Genomic DNA, 21,810 nt, shown 5'->3' with positions numbered 1-21,810 from the left:
GCAAATATTGTCATTTGCTCAGGTGAGATCACTTTCACGCGTCTCGCAATGTCATTCGTACCGAATTGCTCCCACTCTATTGGGAAAATTTTTCCTCTCTATTGGCAATTGCGATTTGGATTGGGTAAACCTCGACAATATAGGTTTACATTTTTGGCAGAAATTATGGCTCGCGATGCGGAAAACACCCACCCAACCAGCACTGCACCTGATGGTCTAACCGGGGCGCGCTTTTATTGGTCGTGGGTTACCATAATGATAGGGCTGGTACTTGCCGTACTCGATGGTACCCTTGTCAATGTTGCGCTACCGACGATTGCTGCAAATTTTAATGTCGAGCCTTCAGCCACTGTTTGGATCGTCAACGGTTATCAGTTGGCAATTGTTATTTCGCTGCTGCCGCTGGCCACATTGGGTGAAATATATGGCTATCGACTGATTTATTTGTTGGGAGTATCCCTATTCACGCTGGCATCCTTTGCCTGCGTATTCGCCTCATCATTCGAAATGTTGGCCGCAGGACGCATTGTTCAGGGGTTTGGGGCGGCTGGGCTGATGAGTGTCAACACTGCTTTATTGCGCTATATCGTACCGCGAGCCAAATTTGGAACAGCGATTGGGCTAAATACACTTTTCGTTGCGGTTTCGGCGTCGATCGGCCCAACGCTCTCGGGCGTTATTCTGCATTTTGCTAGCTGGCCTTGGCTATTCGTCGTCAATATCCCACTCGGCATTTTGGTTGTTGCTATTGGCTCTAAAAGCCTGCCCGATAGCGACCGATCTTCCCGCAAATTTGATGCGATTAGTGCGATATTGTGTGCTCTGAGCATCGGCCTGCTTATTCTTACGATTGATGGTGCGGGGCACGGACTGCCCTTTAAATTTCTGGCGCTTCAAGCCGTCATATGCGCCGTGTCCAGCATAGTGTTGGTGCGGCGCTCCTTACGAATGGACGATCCACTCCTTCCGCTTGATTTGCTTAGAGTTCCTATATTCACGCTTTCAATTTGCACCTCAATCATATCTTTCCTTGGGCAAATAATGGCCTTCATTTCGGTGCCGTTTTTGTTTCAAACGGTTTATGGGTTCCAACCGATTGAGATCGGATTGCTGATGATGCCATGGCCCATTGCACTGGCAATCATTGCTCCCCTGTCAGGCAAATTATCTGACAAATATTCTCCCGCATTGCTCGGCTCTCTCGGATTGTTTATTTTTGCGTCAGGGCTTGCATCGCTTGGATTGTTACCCCCAGATCCTGGGGCAATTGATATTTGCTGGCGGATGGCCGTGTGTGGTCTTGGGTTTGGGCTCTTTCAGGCTCCGAATAATCGATTGATTGTGACCTCCGCGCCGCGTGTGCGCAGTGGAGCAGCAAGCGGCATGCTTGGCACTGCAAGGGTCACCGGCCAAGCTTTGGGCGCGGCATTGGCAGGCTATCTACTCGCCGGTTTTGGCGTTCAAAACATACCCAATATTTTGCTGGTTGCATCAGGTTTTGCTGCGGCTGCATCTGTCCTCAGCCTGTTGCGTCGTTAGGGAAAAAGCTTAAAGTGCCGCAAATTTTTGTAAATAACTTCAAATTCTGATGAGAAACTAGGTTGCATTCGTCAGAATCTTGGTCCATATAACGGCTGCCTGATGGAAATGATTTTAGTCATTGACTGGCGCGAGCGGGTGTAGCTCAGGGGTAGAGCACAACCTTGCCAAGGTTGGGGTCGAGGGTTCGAATCCCTTCGCCCGCTCCAGTTTTCCGATCAGATGCATTTCAAAATCCCGGCTTTGTCCGGGATTTTTGCTTTGATAGTTCGTGAATATTCTTTAGAACTGTTTCGAAAAACATTAAGACGTTCCCTACTTGATAAGTTCTTGCTTTTCGCAGGTGTTTCCTTTGTTATTGCGAGCGTTGATCGGCTCTATCCACAAGGGGGACAAATGCTTAAATCCATTAATCCATTGCTGACTGGCGATCTTCTCGCCATTCTTTCGGATATGGGGCACGGTGACGAAATCGCCATCGTGGATGCCAATTTCCCAGCAGATTCGATGGCTCAGCGGTTGGTGCAATTGCCCGGCATTAGTGCGACCGACACGCTAGAGGCGGTTTTGTCGGTGTTGCCACTTGATGATTTTGTCGAATCTCCTGCCGCTGCGATGGATTCGCCCAATGAACGGCCTGAAATATACCCAGAATTTGAAGCACTTTTGTATAAAGCTGAAGGGCGCACCATCAGTCTTGAGCCGTTAGAGCGCTTTGCTTTTTACGAGCGAACTAAAGAAGCCTATGCTGTGATCGCTACAGGGGAAAGACGTCTTTATGCGAATATTATATTGAAAAAGGGCGTTCTTCGTTCCTGAAATCCCGCAATTTAAACTCACTAGTTTTCCTGATCGAATTTCGGCCCAGCAAGTGGAGCGCCAATTTGGGCCAAATCATCCAGATACCCATTACACCAATCAAAAATATCGTTATTTTTGATTGTATTGGACATGGTTTCAAAACGTTCTCGGCGTTGTTCGAGCGGCATCGAAACCGCTCGGCCGAGGGCGTCGGCAATAGTTTCCACATCATATGGGTTAACCAGTAAAGCGCCCGTTCCCAACTCGCGTGCTGCGCCCGCAAAACGTGAAAGAATAAGCACACCGGGATCTTCTGGGTCTTGAGCTGCAACATATTCCTTTGCAACCAAATTCATGCCGTCGCGCAGTGGAGTAACAAGCCCTACCCCTGCCCGGCGATAAACTGCTGCCAGTACTTGTTGGCTAAAAGCGCGATTTACATAACGCACAGGCGTCCAATCGAGACGGCCTAAAGTCCCATTTATATGGCCGGAAATTTCATCGACTTCGCGTTGCAATGCATCATATTCAGCGACGCCGGATCGGCTTTTGGGTGTGATTTGAAGGTAAGTTACACGGCCATGCCAAGCAGGGTTAACCTCTAAGAACCGGTGATAACCAACCAATCTTTGCGGTAATCCCTTGGTATAATCAAGCCGATCTACCCCGACAATTAGTTCACGCCCTTCGAGTGAGCTTGTAAACCGGCGAACGGTTGGATGATTAATGGCGTGTTCGGCAGTTTGCGAAAAGCCTTTCACATCAATGCCGATGGGGTAAGCTCCTACCTTAAATTGGCGCGTTGTTGTCTTGAACATGCCCGGCTCGCCAGCGATGGCTTGCGCTATCCCACCGCGTTTTAAGCATAAAGCGAAATTCTCGGCATCGTCTTCGGTTTGAAATCCGATTAAATCCAATGCCGTCATAGCGTGCAACAGCGTGTTCTGAACGGGAAGTGTTAGAAACACATCAGGCGACGGCCACGGAATATGCATGAAAAAGCCGATGCGGTTGCTCACTCCCATCTGGCGCAATTCTTCAGCGAGCGGCAAGAGATGATAATCGTGAATCCAGATTAGATCGTCCTTACCAATTAATGGCTCAAGCCGTTCGGCAAACAACCGGTTCGCCCGCAAATAGCCAGCCATGTCGCGGCGGGCATAATCCGTCAGATCAATACGATAATGACACAGGGGCCAGAGTACGCTATTGGCTAATCCTTCATAATATTCCGATAGATCACGGTCAGAAAGATCGGTTAAAGCATAGGAAATGCGCCCTTCCTCGCGGGTAGTAAGGGGACCGGGTTCCTTCTCGCCGCTCGATTTACCCGACCAACCCATCCATACTCCGCCGCGCTCCTCTAAAGCGGCGTGTATTGCAACCGCCAATCCTCCCGACGGTGGGCGATCAGGATCTGGAACCCGGTTAGAGACAACAATCAAACGGCTCATAATACCTCCTCCCAAGAACGCGATAGTGCCATGGCAGCATTGATGAGACCCACCATCGAATAGGTTTGCGGAAAATTCCCCCATAATTCCCCAGACTGGACATGCACGCCTTCCGAAAGTAGGCCAAGGTGATTGCGGCGTGACAGAATATCCTTGAATATTTCTTGTGCGTCTGCGTGTCTGCCGGTCCGAACCAAAGCGTCGATCAGCCAAAACGTGCATGCGGTAAAAGCTGTTTCTGGCGCACCGAAATCATCTGGCGTTCGATAGCGATAAAGATGATTGCCAAAGCGCAAAGCTTTCTCGCAAGCTTCAACAGTCGCAAGAAATCGAGGATCATCTGCCGGTATAAATCCGGATTCCGCCATTAAAAGTAAGCTCGCATCCAAATCTTGCCCGCCGAAAACTGAAACAAATGTGTTCTTCTCATGGTTCCATGCGTGCTCGATTATGCCTTCGCGGATACGCTTGGCGCTGGCCTCCCAACGTAAAGCGGATTGAGGAAAATCAAGGCGTTGGGCAATGCGGGCCAGCCGGTCACATGCAGCCCAACACATCACGGCGGAATGGGTATGAATGCCGTCTCGAAGTCGAAATTCCCAAAGGCCAGCATCGGGTTTGTTCCAGCGGGCTTCTGCCTCTTCACCCAAGCGCTCAAGTTGGCGAAAAAGCGTTTCATTTCCCATATCCGGCAAGCGTTCATCAAAAAAACACTGCATTGCTGCCAGTATTACAGATCCATAACCATCATTTTGAACTTGCGTCCAGGCGGCATTTCCCCGTCGCACAGGCCCGTAATTTCGGTAGCCCGACAGGCCCGGCACAATGAATTCTTCAACCCGACGCTCCAGCCCCAGCCCGAAAAGAGGCTGCATATAACCATCTTTCGACCCGGCAGCGAGATTGGACACATAAGCCAGATAATTTTCCATAGTGCGCGTGGCATTGAGGCTATTGAGCGCTTTGACAGTAAAATAAGAATCTCTGAGCCAACAGAAACGATAATCCCAAGTGCGCCCGCTTGCTCCATACTCGGGAATAGAAGTCGTCAACGCTGCGACGATGGCTCCGGTTTCTTCATTTGAGCACAGCTTCAACGTAATCGCAGAACGGATCACCACATCTTGAAAATCTGCTGGCAAAGCCAGACTACGGACCCACTCCCGCCAATATTCGGTCGTCTCGCGCAAGAAATAACGCGCAATATTCATTGGGCTGTCGGTCAGGCGCTCATCGGGACCAAGAATAAAAGCCAAGGGCCTATCTAACAAGAAAGGCGTTTCATTAAGCACATAATCAACCGGAGCGTCGGTCGTTAATCTAAGCACTTGATGGCCGAGAATATAGCGTATATGGCTGGTGCCCCGCGTCTTTTCAGGTTTGTGACTGCCGTAATCATATTTTGGATTTATGGATACTGAAATTCGTGGAGTGCCGCTCATCGGTTCGACAAGTCGAACAAGCGTCTGCCCTCTGAATATGCGTCCACCCATTCGAAAACGTGGCGCAAAATCAGTTATTTTGAGCTGATTTCCAGCTTGGTCTGTTAGATAGGTTTCAAGTAACGCTGTATTGCGTATATATTTTTGTTCGCTTTTAGCTTGCCCAGACAGCGAGAAACGCCAACTCCCTTCCAAAGGATTACCGTTTGGAGCCAGCAGGCTGCAAAAAACCGGATCGCCATCCATGCGAGGAGCGCACATCCAGCAGACGCTTCCTTGCTTGTCGATAAGTGCAGCGAGAGCCGCATTCCCCACCGCACCCAGATCCAAAGATTGTGTGATATTCGATGTGTGCATCTGCGAGCTCATTTTGTGAGGCTCCTTATCCAGTGACGAAACAATGCAGGTGAAGCTGCTAACGCAATAGCATTGGTCTTTCGACCCACCGGTAACGGGCCGACGCGTAATCCCACGCCGCCCATTTCATTGGCCGCAATGAACATTGTTTCGTCTGTGATGTCGTCGCCAGCAGCTATCGGATATTTGCCCGCAAAAGGCTCGTGCCGCATTATCTGTCTTAGTGCGGAGCCTTTATCAGCTCCAAAAGGCTTTAATTCGACAACAAACTTTCCTTCTTGAATGGCATAGTTTGTGCCAGCAAGCTCTGAAGCTGTTCTCATGAGCTGCTTTACGACAGGCTCCAGATTTCGTGCCTGCCGATAATGCAGAGCAAATGCCTTGCCCTTATCTTCAAAAACCACTCCGCGAAATTTATGGGCGGACTGCTGCGCAAATGCGCGTGCATGTTCAAATAGAGCCAGATCGTCGGCGGTGACTTCCCGAACCGCCCTCTCCGCTACCCCTGATCGCGCTAATCGGATTTCTGCCCCGTGAAGGCCCGCGGCCGAAAATTGATAATCAGAAAATAGCTGATCGATAAAGCCAACCGATCTTCCGGACACGATGGCGAGCGCACCACTCGTATGTTTATCGAGCTCAATAAGTGTTTCCCGTAAGCCCGATTCTAATTTCACTTCGCTCGGAGAAGGCGCAATGTCTAACAGTGTCCCATCTAAGTCGAGGAAAAAAGCGCAATGCTTGAACTCTGCCAAATGCCGAAAATTGGTGCTTTTGGATGGTTCCAAAAGCTCGATTTCAGGAAGTAAAATTGTATCGTTTTTATATTGCTCGGAGACGACGCCGTTTGAATCTTTCTGCTGCATAGATGTGGAACTATGGCACGCTTGGGAATTTTCAACCTTTGGCGCCGCAGGAATTTATCAAATAATTTACGGGTTTATCGTCAATAGGTTGCAATCTCGCGTCGTTTAGAAACAGTTTCGGACGTGGATTCAATTCGATCTCTACCAGAGCGTTTGGCTGCATAAAGGGCATTATCGGCGACCAGTAGCAGACGGTCGAGAGTGAAGTGAGGTTTGGCCGTCGCGACACCGATACTCACCGTTATCTTTCGTTTTGCGGGTAGTACCGTATAATGAGTTTCTTTTACGGCTCGGCGGATTTTATCTGCCAAGCGGAAGGCGTTGGCCGGTCCGGTTCGGGGAACCAGAACCGAGAATTCTTCGCCGCCCATTCGTGCGCAAATGGCAGACGGACCTGAAACTTTTGAAATGATTTGTGCTACACTTGTTAAAACACAGTCTCCGACCGGATGACCGAATGTATCATTGATTGACTTAAAATAATCAATGTCAAGTTGAAGCAAACTGATTGGGGTTTCTGCTTCGTCCGATAGCAGCTTTTCCGCTTGTTCAGTAAAACCTCGCCGATTTAACAAATTAGTTAAAGGATCAACGGCTCTTTCTTGTTCTAGCGTAAACATTTTATCGCTTACTACCACCGCTAGAAGCGCGAGTGAGAATGCGACACCCAATATTGCTAATGAAAACTGCAATGTAAGCCAAAAGATTGAAGTAGAGAACTCAACTCCGTCGCTGGGAATCCCATGGGAGGTTAAGGCCGTGCGAACAAAAAACTGCGCTGTAAATGCCGCCAGCAACCAAAAAAGCAATTTTTCAGTAAAGATGCCGCGGCGCAATGAAAGCAGATTTAGCAAACTATAGAGGAATATCAGCCCGAACCCATAATTCAGCACATAAATGCGAAGGGTAAGATCTCTATCGTGGTAATAATAATAGGCTATGCCGCATAAGATAATCGACGTGATAACTAGATAAGCGAATAAAGGCATTTTCTTAGTACTGCGCTGGAGTAGCCCATCGCATACGAGCAAAACGCTCAATGTGTAGAAAAACGCCGAAAGAATCGCATTTATGCCTCCATCAGCCGGAAAGTTCAGCATCTGGACAAGCGATCCGATACAAAAAAGAAAACCCGCAATTGCAAAGAAAAGCAGATGGAGATGCCTTTTATCGGAAATCCAGAACGCGAGAAAGCATATTGCAAAAACAAGCAATATACTTGGCCCGAGAAGGATTAACGGATTGGGCGGAACATGCATCTCGATACGGATTGTGAGGAATCTTACACTTATAATATTGATACTAACATTATCAGTGAACAAATGCTGGAGCAAGCATAGTCAATAAATGCACGTAAAACTGTCATAATTTAGCACAGATAGAGCCATGCGGCCTGCTAGCACGGTCGAAGCAGGCCGCATTATGCCCCCTGACAATGAGTTTTGGTTAAGTTATCGTCTTGAACGTTGTTTACCGCGTCGACGGATTTCGCCAGGCGTTAAATGCCGGTATTTTCGCAACGCGGTTGTCAGATGACTTTGACTCGAGAAACTCAAGCGCGCCGCTATTTCACTGATCGGCATATCGGTTTCACGTAGGCATCTTTCTGCTTCGTCTAAACGTAACCGCGTCAAATATTGATGGGGAGTCTGCCCGAAACTTTCGCGAAAGCAGGTCGCGAAATGTCCGGCCGAAATCCCAAGCATATTTGCCATATCTGGTACAGAAACCGGCTTGCGAAAATTTTCTTTGAGATATGCTTCGATTTGTCCGCAAGCATATGCACTCAAACCTGACTGGGTTCCGCCCACATTTTGAGCATATACAGCATTTTTGATAACAAGATTGACCAGCACCGAATGCAGCGACCAGAGATAATTTGATTCTTCCGTTTCGCCTTCTTGCAATTGCTGCGTGATGATCTGACTCATTTGCAGGCATTGTTTACTAGTGAACCGGACAATATTATCAGGTTTTTCTCCTTCTCGAGAATGTGTATGATCTGCTTTGCCTCCGACAACGAACCCCTCGTCGATGGTGACGGATAAAAATTGAACGGATTCCGGCCACGTGAACGCTATGCTGTGATTTGCGGGAATGTAAAACACTGTTTCCGCAGCGCAGCTTGCGCAATTGTCCGCCTCGTCACTGCTGCTCCACCGCAATTGCCGAATGGGCTCAAGCAATATGAGCGCTAACGCTTTTTGAGGAACGCACACCTCCAATCCAGCTGGCGAAAGTCCAGTTCGGAACGGCCCGACCGCTTGGACAAGAATTGTGTCTTCTCCCGTGTCTTTACCTCCCAAAAACACGCCTGCATCATCGGATTTGTGACTTTGCATCATTAAAATCATTGATACCCCCGGTCAAAAATGAAAACAGTATAAATTCTGGACGCTGATATATCCGCCGCTCCAGGCTCCCCTAAATTCTCCTGTGCTATTGCTCTTGAGGCATGCAACGGTGGTGCGCCACTGCCCAGACTACACAGAAAAATTCACAATTACAATTTATACGTGTATCAAAAAATAAATAACAATCTGAAATATAATTTTCCAGACATAATTGCAAAATCATTCATACTATGCCATTTATGCAATTGCGATCCATTCGCAATAAGGAGTAAGTATGCTGCGGTTTTTGAAGCATTTAGCAAAAATAAGTCTGGTAAGCGGCGTGTTGGTGAGCCTTGCTGCCAGCAATTGCCTTGCAGCAGATAAGTTGAAAGTGGTCACAACATTCACGGTGATAGCGGATATTGCGCGCAATGTTGCGGGTGATGCCGCAACGGTTGATTCCATCACCAAGCCAGGCGCTGAGATTCACGGCTACCAGCCGACACCGCGTGATATTCTAAAAGCGCAGGATGCAAATCTCATATTATGGAATGGTCTAGGGCTTGAGCGTTGGTTTGAAAAGTTCTTCTCTCGGTTGAATGATGTGCCCAGCGTGATTGTGTCGGAAGGTGTGAATCCAATTGACATTAGCGATGGTCCCTATAGCGGAAAACCAAATCCGCATGCTTGGATGTCACCTAGTTCTGCTTTGATTTATATTGATAATATTCGCGACGCTTTGATCAAATATGATCCAGATAATGCTGAAACCTATAAGGCGAACGCTGAAACCTATAAGGCGCAATTAGCCGCCACGATAGAACCGATTGAGAAAGAACTCTCTAAAATACCGGAAGAAAAACGCTGGCTCGTTACCAGCGAAGGTGCATTTTCTTACCTTGCACGCGATTTTGGGCTGAAGGAACTTTATCTTTGGCCGATTAATGCGGATCAACAGGGCACTCCTCAGCAAGTGCGCACGGTCATCGACAGTGTGAGGAAGCATAATATTCCTGCGGTTTTCTCAGAAAGCACAGTTTCAGCAGCCCCAGCCGAGCAAGTGGCGCGCGAGACGGGCGCCAATTATGCAGGCGTGCTCTATGTAGATTCCTTATCAGAACCCGATGGTCCAGTTCCCACATATCTTGATCTTTTGCGCGTAACCACAAGCACCATCGCCAAAGGCCTTACACAATGAACATGCTCGTTAATGAAGACAAAAAGACTGACACCGAGCTTTTCAGCCGAGCGGAGGGGCTGGCTGTTCACGATGCCACTGTGACCTATCGTAATGGCCATACAGCATTGCATAAGGCGAGTTTTTCCATACCGACAGGCACTATAACCGCTTTGGTTGGGGTCAATGGCTCGGGCAAATCGACCTTATTCAAAGCGATTATGGGTTTCGTGCGGCTGGCCAAAGGGGATATTTCTATTTTGGGCCTACCGGTCAGCGAAGCTCTTAAGAAAAACCTTGTAGCTTACGTGCCCCAGAGTGAAGATGTAGACTGGAATTTTCCCGTTCTCGTCGAAGATGTCGTGATGATGGGACGTTATGGTCATATGGGTTTTCTCCGACTGCCTCATCGTAGTGATCATGAAGCGGTCGAAAGTGCCTTGCGCCGTGTCAATATGTGGGAATTTCGTAAACGCCAGATTGGAGAACTTTCCGGTGGTCAGAAAAAGCGGGTGTTTCTGGCACGGGCTCTTGCTCAAGATGGCCGGGTTATTCTGCTAGATGAACCGTTTACGGGAGTTGATGTCAAAACCGAAGAAACCATTATCACCCTGTTGCGTGGTATGCGCGACGAAGGTCGGGTCATGCTCGTATCCACCCACAATTTAGGAAGCGTTCCTGAGTTTTGCGACCGTACAGTTCTGCTAAAACATACGGTCCTGGCTTATGGCCCGACCAAAGAGATTTTCACGCAAGCCAATTTGGAACGGACATTTGGAGGCGTGCTGCGCCACCTTGTGCTTGATAATGTAACGGCAGCAAAAACATCTATGGCCAGCGGCATTGATCGTGAATTTTCTGCGCCCTCTTCTGCCGTTCAACCCATCGGTGAGCAGTGATGTCGATTATGCTTGAGCCCTTTAGCTATAGTTACATGGTCAATGCCATGTGGGTGTCGGCGCTCGTGGGTGGCGTTTGTGCGTTTTTATCGGGCTATTTGATGCTAAAAGGTTGGTCGCTGATTGGAGATGCGCTTTCCCATTCCATCGTCCCAGGCGTTGCTGGGGCCTATATGCTTGGCCTGCCCTTTTCAATTGGCGCATTTTTCTCTGGCGGTTTGGCGGCAGCGGTTATGCTGTTTCTTAATCAGCGCACCAAATTGAAAGAAGACGCAATTATCGGTTTGATATTTACGTCTTTTTTCGGCTTGGGCCTTTTTATGATATCGCTGCAGCCAACCGCAATTAACATACAAACCATTGTGCTGGGAAATATCTTGGCAATCACGCCGGAAGATACAATTCAGTTGGCGCTTATTGGTTTTGTATCGCTGACACTTCTGCTTTTAAAGTGGAAGGATCTTATGGTCGTGTTTTTTGATGAAAGCCATGCACGATCAATTGGCTTGCGGCCAACAGCCCTAAAAATCATGTTTTTCACCCTGCTTTCAGCCTCGACAGTGGCAGCAATGCAGACGGTCGGCGCTTTTTTGGTGATTTGCATGGTCGTAACACCCGGCGCGACTGCCTATCTACTGACTGATCGCTTCGCTCGGCTGCTCTGGATCGCCGTTTTGATCGGTTCCGTCACAAGCTTTGTTGGCGCTTATGTCAGCTATTTTCTCGATGGCGCGACCGGTGGCGTGATTGTCGTATTGCAAACATTGATCTTCCTGGTGGCATTTTGTTTAGCGCCTAAACACGGATTGCTTGCGGCGCGCCAAAGAGCGGCCGCAGCATTGGATGAAGGCAAAGGCAGGACATGAGTTTGCTCGAACAATTGATCATGCCGTTTCAATTCGGCTTTATGCAATATGCTTTTGCCGTATCGCTACTTATCGCGATACCGACATCGCTTCTTTCTTGCTTCTTGGTTCTCAAAGGCTGGTCTTTGATTGGCGATGCAATCAGCCATGCGGTCTTACCCGGAATTGTGCTGGCCTATATTGCTGGCATCCCGCTGGCCATCGGCGCATTCGCTGCCGGCATGTTTTGCGCTATATCCGCCGGATTTCTCAGTGCAAACAGTCGAATAAAACAAGATACAGTCTTAGGCGTGGTCTTTTCAGGCATGTTTGGACTGGGCTTGGTGCTCTATGTGGCTTTTCCTTCGGATGTCCATCTCGATCATATTCTGTTTGGTGATATGCTTGGCATAACCGGCCGAGACCTGATTGAAACTGGTATAATCGCTGCCATTACTGCAACCATTCTGATTTTGAAATGGCGAGAGTTTTTACTGCATGCGTTTGACCCTGCCCAGGCGCAAGCGGTCGGGTTACGGGTGCGCCTTCTTCACTATGGGCTACTATGTCTTATTTCTCTCACCATTGTGGGCGTATTGAAAGCTGTCGGGATAATTCTGGCCATCGCAATGTTGATTGCTCCCGGTGCCATCGCTTTTCTGCTCACACGCAAATTCAGCACCATGATGATAGTCTCGGCGGCAATTGCGATTTTTGCTTCCTTTATAGGAGTTTATTTGTCGTTTTTAATCGATAGTGCGCCTGCGCCTACCATTGTTATGCTCATGACTATCATCTTTATCGTCGCATTTTTCTTTTCTTCATGGCGCATTTCGCGATTGGAAAAACGCCATATTAAAATACATGATTAGATTATTGTTATAATTAGAGAAAACGTTCGGCCTTATAGGGAGTGGGATCGGTAAAAACTTGCTCACCCGTCATCATCTCAGCAAGCAATCGTCCGCTTGCAGGACCCAAGGTCAAACCATGGTGAGCATGACCGAAATTAAACCAAACGCCTTCGTGAGACGGCGCCGGACCTATCACCGGCCTCATATCCGGCATGCATGGCCGCAGTCCCAGCCACGGGGTGGGTTCAATTGCGGCACCAAGTTGCGGTAGAAGCCGACGCGCAATTTTCTCGGCTCGGGCCAACTGGATACGATTGGCCGCCGCATTGGGCGAAGCAAATTCTATCCCAGTTGAAAGCCGCACGCCCTGCACCATCGGGGCAAGAACATATCCCGCCTCTTCATCCACGAGCGTATGACCAAGTCGTGCTCCGTCCTGCATTTCAAAATGCTGGTGATGCCCGCGCTTAATGCCCAGTGGGAACGAATATCCCAGCTTTTTGGTCACCAAATCTGATTGCGGACCCAACGCCACCACAATTTGATGGGCGCTTATCACTTCTTTTTCAAAACTCGTGACCTGCCAGAATCCATCATTTTGGGTGAGAGTTTTGGCATCACCTTGAACGAATATTCCCCCACCAGCACAAAACAAGTCGGCATAGGCTTTGACAAGCGCGCCAGGGTTGACAATGGTTTTGGGGTCCAGCCAATGGATCCCGCCTGAAACCGGACCTAATGTAGGTTCGCGCTGCTGCAACGCGTTTTCATCCAGCACTTCGTAATTGAGGTTAAACCGCTCAAGCTGCGGCAAACGATCAACCGCTTTTTCAAAGGGCCTTTTCGAACGGAATACTTCGATCCACCCCTGAGAGCGAACAAGCCGTTCGCAACCGGCCCGTGCAATTAAAGCGTCATGCTCCCGAACACTTGCTTCAATGAGCGGCAGCATAGCGTCGGTAGCAATTTTCAAACGTTCTGGTGAAGATTCTTGCCAGTACTGAAAAAGCCAACGCGCGATACGCGGAATATAAAGGGGATCATAACGCAGATCTGTGCGCCGGTTTAATCCATAGCGCAACAAGTTCAAAAAGCCGCGGGGAAATGAATATGGTATGACGCTTGAACGTTCAATCAAACCAGCATTGCCGAAGCTGGTGCCCTGCCCTGGCTCCCCGCGATCCATCAGACAGACCGAGCGACCTCGAGCTTGCAAATGGAGCGCAGCGGAAACGCCGACGATACCGGCACCTAAAACAATGGCATCTACTGATCGCATGTTTCCCTCAGCTTGGCAAAAATGCGAAGCACACTGGCTCCCCGCCAGTGTGCTTCACTACAAATCACAGAATAGGTTGCTGTATCAGCAATCAATAGATGTCAAAATCGAAATATTTTTTCACGATGGTGTCGTAAGTCCCATCTTCGCGAATTTTCTTGATCGCTGCATTGAACTGTTCGCGTAAGTCGTCATCGCCTTTACGAAGAGCAATCGCGGTATCGGTTTGCGTACCCGGTATATCGCCAAGCATTTTACAGCAATCGGCACCATCGCCTTTGACCCAGTCGGCGATCGGAAATTTGTCCGAGACAACCGCATCCACACGCCCGCTTTTTAGATCAGCATTGGCTTCATCTGCGGTGGGATAAAGCTTAACTTCCGCCCCCGCTTTGCCATAGACATCTTCTGCATATGCACTTTGCGTAGTGGAACCTTGCGCACCAACCACTTTATCTGCGAAAGCTTCGGGAGCAACGGAGGTAATCGGGCTATCTTTTGGCACAACGACAGAAAGCGGTGTGGAATAATATTTGTCGGTGAAAGCCACCTGCTTCTTGCGGTCTTCGGTGATGCTCATTGAGGCAACAACCGCATCAAACTTATTGGCTTGCAGGCCCGGTATCATGCCGTCCCAATCATTGGCAACGATTTCACATTTGGCTTCCATAGCCACACAAAGAGCCTGCGCGATCTCGACATCCATTCCCTGTAGAGTTCCATCGGCGGCAAGGAAATTGAAGGGCGGATATGCGCCTTCGGTTGCAATACGAATTTCTTTCCATTCCTTCGCTTGCGCTGGCAATGAAAAAAGAACTGCAGCAACCCCAGCAACTAGGATAGATTTAAACATTCATTTCCCCTTCTTACTTATTCTTGTTTGTTGTTTTGTTTTTTAGATCGTCCTGATCAGACATCTATCAGAAATGTCAGTGAAGCACCGGGCGCGTCCACCTTCAAGCCAAGATTAGACGCGCCTGATGTTATTTTCGTATCAATAGATGTCGAAATCGAAGTATTTCTTACGGATAGTATCGTAGGTGCCGTCTTCGCGGATTTTCTTGATAGCTTCGTTAAACTGCTCCCGCAAATCATCGTCGCCTTTACGCAGCGCAATCGAGATTTGGGTTTCGGTACCAGGAATATCACCTAAGAATTTGCAGCATTCTGCGCCGCTACCGCCCTTAAGCCATTCCGCCGAGACAAACTTATCGGCCGCAACCGCGTCAAGCCGGCCTGTTTCCAGATCCGCATGGGCTTCGTCAGCAGTGGGGTAAAGCTTAACTTCGGCGCCAGCTTTGGCCAAAACATCTTCAGCATAATTGCCTTGCGTGGTACCTGCTTGCGCCCCAACCACTTTTCCATCGAATGAGGCTGCGTCAACGGATTCAATATCCGTATCATTTGGAACGACAATCGCCAAAGGGGTGCTGTAATAGCGGTCAGTAAATGCGACTTGCTGCTGACGCTCTTCAGTAATCGCCATCGAAGCAATCACCGCGTCAAATTTATTTGCTTGCAGGCCCGGAATCATGCCGTCCCAATCATTGGCAATGATCTCGCACTTGGCTTCCATAGCATCGCAGAGCGCATTTGCGATATCGAGATCAAAACCGATCAACTCTCCATCGGGAGACATATAATTGAATGGTGGATAGAAGCCTTCGCTGGCGATGCGGATTTCTTTCCATTCTTTCGCTTGCGCTGGCATGCTAAAAGCAACACTGGCCAGACCGACAAGCAACAAAGATTTTAACATGGCGGACCTATAGGTTGGTGGAGATTTCTTCCATTATTTAGAAGAAACATTCCACGCAGATATATCGATACGTTTGTTACAAACGCTTTAGTTCCCCGAACGCTGCCTTTATCGACAATTCTTTGTTTTTGCTTGAACCCTATTTCAGAAAGATTTTCAAATCACACTTTCCGACAAACAAAAAATTCCGTTGCGCCAATGCGCAACGGTATGAATGAGTTGTGCGGATTATTACGCAACCAAACGGTTGCATTGGTTCTCTTGCGCATATGCTTGGCCAAACCGATTGGCCAGGAAAGTATCAAGCGTAATGTCCTCCTGACGGACAAAACCCTGCTGAGGCAAATCGCCTTTTGCCAACATGTCGAGCACAGCACAAATTGCCGATGCCGTTGTAATTTGAATGCCAGAACGCATCATGCCACCAATTTCAGCAGCATAGACCTTATTTGCATAGGTTTCCTGAACCAGACGGCCATTCTTCGTTCCCGAAACGGTTACGAAAATGACGACCACGTCCTGCATAGTGGATGGAAGTGCGTTTTCAAAAATATCTTTGAGCACTTCGCGACGATGACGCAAACCAAGATCATTGAGCAGCGCCTTCATCAAAGCAACGTGGCCCGGATAACGAATGGTGCGATAATTCAGGGTGCGGACTTTTCCTTCCAAGGTTTCACAGAGCGTACCAAGACCACCCGATGTGTTGAACGCCTCGTAAGTAACACCATCAAGCGAAAATTCTTCGCGCTCTTCCAAAGCGGGAACTTTGGTCAATATGCCGTTTACAATGGCTTCGCACGGTTCAATATATTCATTGATGAGACCGTCCGTGCTCCAGGTCAGGTTATAATTAAGAGCGTTCGAAGGAAATTCCGGCAGAGCGCCCACACGCATACGAACGCTATCAAGCGTGTCAAAGCGCTTTGCCAGATCATAGGCCACAATCGAAATGAAACCTGGAGCAAGACCACATTGCGGGATAAAAGCAGTCTTTGCGCCCTGCGCCAGTTCTTTCACGCGTTTGGTGCTGGCGACATCTTCAGTAAGATCAAGATAGTGGACACCAGTTTTCGCAGCCGCTTCAGCAATCAAGGTTGTGAGCTGAAATGGAGCAGCGCTCAGAACTGCGAATTTACCAGCTAAAACCGCTTCCAGAGCTACTGCGTCTTTGATGTCGAGCGCTTGCGTTTTGATTGAAGAAGAGGTTTCAAGCGCGTCAAGCTGTTCTTGTGCCCGATCAACTACAGTGACCACATAATCTCCCGTCCCGGCTAATAGATCAGCGATAGTTGCTCCAATTTTCCCGGCGCCAACAACAACGATCTCTTTCATTTATACTGCCCCTTCATAGATGCGAATAGATAGCCTAGATTCGCATAATTTCCGGCGAATAGAAGCCTCCATTACGACGATTTGCGTTGCTTATTTGTGCAAAATGACGTAACGAATAATCATTATGACGACAAATGCTGATCTCGCCCTCATTGCCCTTCTTCGTGAAAACGCCCGTGCGTCAACAGCCGATCTGGCGCGACGACTCGGCGTATCCAGAACAACCGTTCAAAGCAGGCTGGAAAAACTCGAAAAACGCGGCGTCATCGAAGGATATACGGTGCGCATTGCTCCAGAATTTGAGCGTGATTTAGTGCGGGCGCATGTTATGGTGACAGCACTGCCCAAATTTGCACCTAAACTTGAGCAAGCTCTTCGCGGCATAATGGCGGTTCGCACACTTCACTCGGTGAGCGGTCACTTCGATATGATCGTGATCGTAGAAGCGCCATCAATCAAAGAGTTAGATGCGGTGCTGGATAGGATTGGCGCGCTAGAAGGCGTCGAGCGCACCATGTCATCTATTATTCTATCGACGAGAATCGATCGTTAGGCCAGTTTTTGAGCGCTAATTTCCAACAAATTCAAATTTATCGACATCGACAAGGCCCTTATCCGTTATTTTTAAATGCGGGATAACAGGCAGCGCGACAAAGGCCAATTGTAGAAACGGCTCTTCCAATTTTGTGCCGAGTTGCTCCGCTGCACGACGCAGTTCACGCAACTGTTCGCGCACGGTCTCATAAGTTTCCACACTCATCAAGCCTGCGATCGGAAGCGGCATTTCAGCCAAAATCTTGCCATCTCGCACGACGACAAAACCGCCCTCGATTTCGCCAAGCCGATTTACCGCCCTAGCAATATCTTCATCCGATACGCCCACCACGCAAATATTATGGCAATCGTGGCTTACGGTGGAAGCGATCGCGCCAGCCGTCAATCCGAACCCGTGGACAAAGCCGACAGCGATATTACCGTTTTTAGCGTGGCGCTCAACAACTGCAATCTTTACGACATCACGGGCAAGATCGGGCTCCACCCCGTCAGGGCCAATTTTAAGTTCAAAATCAAGGCTTTCCGTAATAATCTTGCCGGGAATAATCCCGATAGCACGAGTTTTGCCACTATTGGATTGGGCACGAAAATCCGATGCATTAACCCGTGGTGCCTTAACACTATTACGCCCGACCGGGTCTACAGTTTTTCGGCTTGAAAACAGATCTTCGGAAACGACGCGCCCGGCAGAAATTACCGTCTCTGCGTGGCAGCCTTCGAGGCTATCAATGACCACCAGATCTGCTCTTTGACCGGGGGCTATCAGTCCACGGTCGAACAAACCGAACGCGCGCGCTGCGGAAACGCTGGCTGCTCGATAGATAGCGATGGGTTCCACGCCCCCGGCTATGGCCGTCCGAATGAGATAATCAAGATGCCCTTGGTCAGCAATATCCAGCGGATTGCGATCATCGGTGCATAAGGCCAGAAACTGCGCATGACGCTCGGTGATAATCGGCATCAAGGCTTGCAGATCTTTCGAAACCGACCCTTCGCGCACCAGAACATGCATGCCCTTACGCATTTTTTCGAGCGCTTCTTCTGCGCTTGTTGCCTCATGTTCGGTGCGAATCCCGGTCGAGATATAAGCGTTGAGATCAAACCCGCTTAAAAGCGGTGCGTGGCCATCAATATGCCGCCCCTGAAAAGCTTTCAGCTTTGCCATAGATTCAGGATCTTTGGCGAGAACGCCCGGAAAATTCATAAATTCAGCAAGACCAATCACTTTTGGATGATCGGCAAATGGCATCAAGTCATCAATCAGTAGTTCCGCACCGGATGTCTCCATATGCGTTGCAGGAACGCAGCTTGAAAGCTGAACGCGGATATCCATGATGGTTTCCTGCGCGCTCTCAAGAAAATATTTGATACCTTCGACCCCAAGAACATTTGCGATTTCATGCGGATCACAAATTGCCGTCGTCACACCTTGTGGCAATACGCAACGGTCAAATTCGTGCGGGGTGATATGAGAGGATTCAATATGCAAATGTGTGTCGATAAATCCTGGAACAACGATACGACCGGAAATATCTATTTCTTTTTTTCCAGCATAGGTGCCGAAAGTACCAACGATCCGATCACCACAAATAGCGATATCGCTATCGACCAAATCACCGGTAACCAGGTCAAAAAAGCGGCCATTTTTTAGCACCAGATCGGCAGGAATACGCCCCGCACCTTGATCGATTATCTGTTCCAACATCTGTCCTCTCCCAGTCTCCGGCCTGTCCATAAATATCGAACAGGTGTGGAATCAATTGGCCGAAGTTAACATAACTAACTATAAATTCTGTCTGTCTTTGATAATTGATAGTCAGCTTGAAACATGCTGACAAATATATCTTTACCCCCCTAGTAGGGTGATTTACCCCTCAAGGGCTCGCTGATAGGAATTGATGCGTTCAGGAAATTTGGCCAATAAATGCACGCGTTCTTTCGTGCTTTGGATCATCAAAAAACTCGTCCGGCGCTGCCATTTCGAGAATAGACCCTTGGTCCATAAAGATCACTCGATCTGCTATTTGCCGCGCAAAGCCCATTTCGTGGGTTACGCAAAGCATAGTCATGCCCTCTTTGGCCAGATCGGTCATGGTGTCGAGGACTTCCTTGACCATTTCAGGGTCAAGGGCTGATGTCGGCTCATCGAACAGCATGATTTTTGGGTTCATGCAAAGAGCGCGAGCAATAGCAACCCGTTGCTGCTGTCCGCCTGAAAGCTGCGCTGGATATTTATCCGCCTGTTCTGGAATGCGAACCCGCTCCAGATAGATGCGAGCGGTCTTTTCTGCGTCTGCCTTTGAAACGCCGCGCACTTTCATTGGCGCAAGGGTGCAGTTTTCGAGAACTGTCATATGCGGAAAAAGATTGAATTGCTGGAAGACCATTCCTGTTTCTTGCCGAATGGTGTCCACGTTTTTTCCGCCGGCCGTCAGCTCAAGCCCGTCAACAAAAATTCGGCCTTTTTCGATGGTTTCGAGCTGGTTGATACAACGGATTAAGGTTGATTTTCCCGACCCCGATGGCCCACAAATAACGATCTTCTCACCACGTTCGACTTGAAGATTAATGTCGCGCAATGCATGATAGTTTCCATACCATTTATTGACGCCTTCCATCAGCACTGCAGGACCGGAAGCTTCTGGCCGCTGCGCTTTATTCTGAGCCGAATAGTTCATGATCAGAAACTTCCTTCCTGAATAAATAAGATAGTTTCCATGCCCGGAAAATTTCCCGGACATGGGAAAATAGTATCATTTTGTTTCTGCCAAAAACTCCGGCATCGGCGCACCAAGCCATTTTTCATGAATCTTATTCAACTCACCGTCTTTCTTCACTTTGGTAAGAAAGTCGTTCACAAATTCCAGCATCTCAGTCGAACCTTTTTTGACTGCTATACCCTGTTTTTGTTGGCTCAGCTCCACTTTCTGGTCATACCGGCCCGGCGCTGCTTTTTCGATTTCTGCTGCTACCACATTGGACAGGCCAATCAAGTCAACCTGACCGGAAAGAAGAGCCTGAACGGCGCTGGCATCATCATCGAAACGACGGATTGTGGCATCTGACGGGGCATATTGCGTTACAGCCGTATCCTGCGTGCTTGCGCGCGCAACACCGATGGTTTTGCCCGATAGGTCTTCCGCCTTGGAAACTTCAGTCCCGGTGGGACCGACAATGCCGATCGAAATGCCGGCATAGGGTTGCGAAAAATCAACATTTTTGGCCCGCTCTTCGGTAATGCCAAGGGAAGCCACCAAAACGTCTACTTGTCCGCTCTGAAGATAAGGGATTCGGTTCGGCCCTGTGACAGGAACGATTTTAGCCTCGACACCAAGCTCCTTGGCCAGAAGTTTTGCAACATCTGCATCATAACCGTCAGGCTCATTATTGGTGTTCATAATGCCAAATGGTGGAAAATCGACCAGCATGCCAATTTTGATTTCGCCTGCCGATTTAATGCCTTCAATAGTTTGGGCAACAGCACTGGACGCCATCACCGTGGCGAGTGCGCCCGCCCCCAAAAAAGCTAATGCCATACGTCTGGTAAAATTCATTGTCTTTCCTTCCCTGTTTGACCGGTTCTTACCGGCATTTATATCGCCACAGTCACCTAACGAGCTGTTGAGCGAGAAAATCTGGTTTCCATACGACGCGCCAAGATTGAAAGCGGCCAGCACAGTATAAAATACAGCGCAGCCACAGTCCCGAACACCAAAAATGGACTGAAAGTAGCATTATTTATGATTTGGCCTTGGCGGGTCAGCTCGGTAAAACCAATAATTGCCGCAAGCGAAGTACCTTTGATAAGCTGCACCAGAAATCCGACTGTCGGCGCAATGGCAATCCGGCTTGCCTGGGGCAGGATTATATAGCGCATTCGGTGGAAATAACGCAGCCCCAAAGCTGTAGCGGCCTCGCGTTGGCCGGGAGGCACAGCTTCAATACAGCCACGCCAGATTTCTCCCAAAAAGGCGCTGGCGTGAAGGGTCAGCGCTAGGGCTGCAGCAACCCAAGGATTGATACCGAAGCCGAGTATGTTAAGCCCAAAAAACACTAAAAAAAGCTGCATTAAGAGTGGGGTGCCTTGGAACAGACGAATAAAGCCAAGAGCGATCCATCGAGGCAGACGTGCGTCTGATACCCGCATTAGGCTCAGGACTCATTGCTCATAGCCAGAAGATAACGGTTGCGGCGAGAGCGATGGCAGAGAAGAAGGTCATAGGGCACCTGTCGTAGCGCGTAGCGACACGTCGCCAGTCTTTTAGACGCCCGAACATGATCTCGATCCGGTTGCGCCGTTTGTAGCGGCGCT

20 protein-coding genes, 1 tRNA gene and 1 pseudogene are annotated in these 21,810 nt (G+C 48.9%); 8 read left to right on the top strand and 14 right to left on the bottom strand.

Going from position 1 to position 21,810, the window contains the following annotated elements:
* Positions 1-165 precede the first annotated feature (165 nt).
* The 3 genes from C7374_RS05780 (at position 166) to C7374_RS05770 (ending at position 2,358) form a co-directional block, all read left to right on the top strand.
* A complete protein-coding gene (locus C7374_RS05780) occupies positions 166-1,539 on the top strand; it encodes an MFS transporter (RefSeq protein ID WP_245412590.1) in 1,374 nt (457 codons plus the stop codon).
* A 134-nt stretch (positions 1,540-1,673) separates the two neighbouring features.
* A tRNA-Gly gene (locus C7374_RS05775) sits at positions 1,674-1,748 on the top strand.
* 187 nt (positions 1,749-1,935) lie between these two features.
* Entirely contained in the window at positions 1,936-2,358 is a 423-nt protein-coding gene (locus tag C7374_RS05770) for an RbsD/FucU family protein (RefSeq protein WP_111574941.1), read from the top strand.
* Positions 2,359-2,378: 20 nt separating this feature from the next.
* On the opposite strand, the gene otsA is transcribed toward C7374_RS05770, so the two are convergent.
* From otsA to C7374_RS05745, 5 genes are all read right to left on the bottom strand, one after another.
* On the bottom strand, positions 2,379-3,794 hold the full coding sequence (otsA, locus tag C7374_RS05765) for an alpha,alpha-trehalose-phosphate synthase (UDP-forming) (protein WP_111574672.1): 1,416 nt from the start codon (positions 3,792-3,794) through the stop codon (positions 2,379-2,381).
* Positions 3,791-5,605: a glycoside hydrolase family 15 protein gene (locus C7374_RS05760; RefSeq protein ID WP_245412589.1), complete on the bottom strand. Its 1,815-nt coding sequence runs from the start codon at positions 5,603-5,605 to the stop codon at positions 3,791-3,793. The genes otsA and C7374_RS05760 overlap by 4 nt, the downstream gene beginning before the upstream one ends.
* Positions 5,602-6,459 carry a trehalose-phosphatase gene (gene otsB, locus C7374_RS05755; protein ID WP_111574671.1) on the bottom strand — a complete coding sequence of 286 codons (858 nt, stop codon included), beginning with the start codon at positions 6,457-6,459 and terminating at the stop codon, positions 5,602-5,604. Before otsB ends, C7374_RS05760 begins: the two co-directional genes overlap by 4 nt.
* Before the next feature lie 80 nt (positions 6,460-6,539).
* Positions 6,540-7,499 carry a GGDEF domain-containing protein gene (locus tag C7374_RS05750; protein ID WP_210205080.1) on the bottom strand — a complete coding sequence of 320 codons (960 nt, stop codon included), beginning with the start codon at positions 7,497-7,499 and terminating at the stop codon, positions 6,540-6,542.
* A gap of 411 nt (positions 7,500-7,910) precedes the next feature.
* Positions 7,911-8,567: an AraC family transcriptional regulator gene (locus tag C7374_RS05745; protein ID WP_245412588.1), complete on the bottom strand. Its 657-nt coding sequence runs from the start codon at positions 8,565-8,567 to the stop codon at positions 7,911-7,913.
* A 520-nt stretch (positions 8,568-9,087) separates the two neighbouring features.
* Here C7374_RS05745 and C7374_RS05740 point away from each other — a divergent pair.
* The 4 genes from C7374_RS05740 to C7374_RS05725 are packed head-to-tail and all read left to right on the top strand — an operon-like array spanning position 9,088 to position 12,588.
* Positions 9,088-9,993, top strand: a complete 906-nt coding sequence (locus C7374_RS05740) for a metal ABC transporter substrate-binding protein (RefSeq protein ID WP_111574669.1) — start codon at positions 9,088-9,090, stop codon at positions 9,991-9,993.
* 2 nt (positions 9,994-9,995) lie between these two features.
* Positions 9,996-10,871 (top strand): manganese/iron ABC transporter ATP-binding protein, encoded by an 876-nt coding sequence (locus tag C7374_RS05735; protein WP_170130219.1) that lies wholly within the window; start codon positions 9,996-9,998, stop codon positions 10,869-10,871.
* Positions 10,871-11,737 (top strand): metal ABC transporter permease, encoded by an 867-nt coding sequence (locus C7374_RS05730; protein WP_111574667.1) that lies wholly within the window; start codon positions 10,871-10,873, stop codon positions 11,735-11,737. The genes C7374_RS05735 and C7374_RS05730 overlap by 1 nt, the downstream gene beginning before the upstream one ends.
* The gene (locus C7374_RS05725) at positions 11,734-12,588 is read left to right on the top strand and encodes a metal ABC transporter permease (protein ID WP_111574666.1); all 855 of its coding nucleotides are present in this window, start codon (positions 11,734-11,736) and stop codon (positions 12,586-12,588) included. The genes C7374_RS05730 and C7374_RS05725 overlap by 4 nt, the downstream gene beginning before the upstream one ends.
* A 13-nt stretch (positions 12,589-12,601) precedes the next feature.
* Here the strand turns inward: C7374_RS05725 and C7374_RS05720 are convergent, their stop codons facing one another.
* From C7374_RS05720 to C7374_RS05705, 4 genes are all read right to left on the bottom strand, one after another.
* On the bottom strand, positions 12,602-13,849 hold the full coding sequence (locus C7374_RS05720) for an NAD(P)/FAD-dependent oxidoreductase (protein ID WP_111574665.1): 1,248 nt from the start codon (positions 13,847-13,849) through the stop codon (positions 12,602-12,604).
* 91 nt (positions 13,850-13,940) lie between these two features.
* Complete coding sequence (locus C7374_RS05715) at positions 13,941-14,702, bottom strand: ABC transporter substrate-binding protein (RefSeq protein ID WP_111574664.1); 762 nt, start codon at positions 14,700-14,702, stop codon at positions 13,941-13,943.
* 141 nt (positions 14,703-14,843) lie between these two features.
* Entirely contained in the window at positions 14,844-15,608 is a 765-nt protein-coding gene (locus tag C7374_RS05710; protein WP_111574663.1) for an ABC transporter substrate-binding protein, read from the bottom strand.
* Positions 15,609-15,839: 231 nt separating this feature from the next.
* Positions 15,840-16,943, bottom strand: a complete 1,104-nt coding sequence (locus C7374_RS05705; RefSeq protein ID WP_111574662.1) for a saccharopine dehydrogenase family protein — start codon at positions 16,941-16,943, stop codon at positions 15,840-15,842.
* Positions 16,944-17,067: 124 nt separating this feature from the next.
* Here C7374_RS05705 and C7374_RS05700 point away from each other — a divergent pair, with 124 nt between their 5' ends.
* Positions 17,068-17,496, top strand: a complete 429-nt coding sequence (locus C7374_RS05700; RefSeq protein ID WP_111574661.1) for an Lrp/AsnC family transcriptional regulator — start codon at positions 17,068-17,070, stop codon at positions 17,494-17,496.
* Between the two features lie 15 nt (positions 17,497-17,511).
* Here C7374_RS05700 and ade read toward each other — a convergent pair whose 3' ends face one another.
* The 5 genes and pseudogenes from ade to C7374_RS05675 all read right to left on the bottom strand — a co-directional run.
* Entirely contained in the window at positions 17,512-19,203 is a 1,692-nt protein-coding gene (gene ade, locus C7374_RS05695) for an adenine deaminase (RefSeq protein WP_111574660.1), read from the bottom strand.
* A gap of 199 nt (positions 19,204-19,402) precedes the next feature.
* The gene (locus C7374_RS05690; RefSeq protein WP_111574938.1) at positions 19,403-20,176 is read right to left on the bottom strand and encodes an amino acid ABC transporter ATP-binding protein; all 774 of its coding nucleotides are present in this window, start codon (positions 20,174-20,176) and stop codon (positions 19,403-19,405) included.
* Between the two features lie 75 nt (positions 20,177-20,251).
* Positions 20,252-21,052, bottom strand: a complete 801-nt coding sequence (locus tag C7374_RS05685) for a transporter substrate-binding domain-containing protein (RefSeq protein ID WP_111574659.1) — start codon at positions 21,050-21,052, stop codon at positions 20,252-20,254.
* A gap of 56 nt (positions 21,053-21,108) precedes the next feature.
* Positions 21,109-21,657: pseudogene (locus tag C7374_RS05680) on the bottom strand (amino acid ABC transporter permease); the annotation flags it as partial.
* A gap of 7 nt (positions 21,658-21,664) precedes the next feature.
* The coding region (locus tag C7374_RS05675) for a transposase (RefSeq protein ID WP_146612710.1) at positions 21,665-21,810 on the bottom strand (146 nt) is incomplete at its 5' end.

Origin of the sequence: Falsochrobactrum ovis, assembly GCF_003259955.1 — a bacterium.
Classification (GTDB): domain Bacteria; phylum Pseudomonadota; class Alphaproteobacteria; order Rhizobiales; family Rhizobiaceae; genus Brucella; species Brucella ovis_A.
The sequence above is the reverse complement of the archived record's forward strand: the minus strand, read 5'-3'. Positions and strand labels throughout refer to the sequence as shown.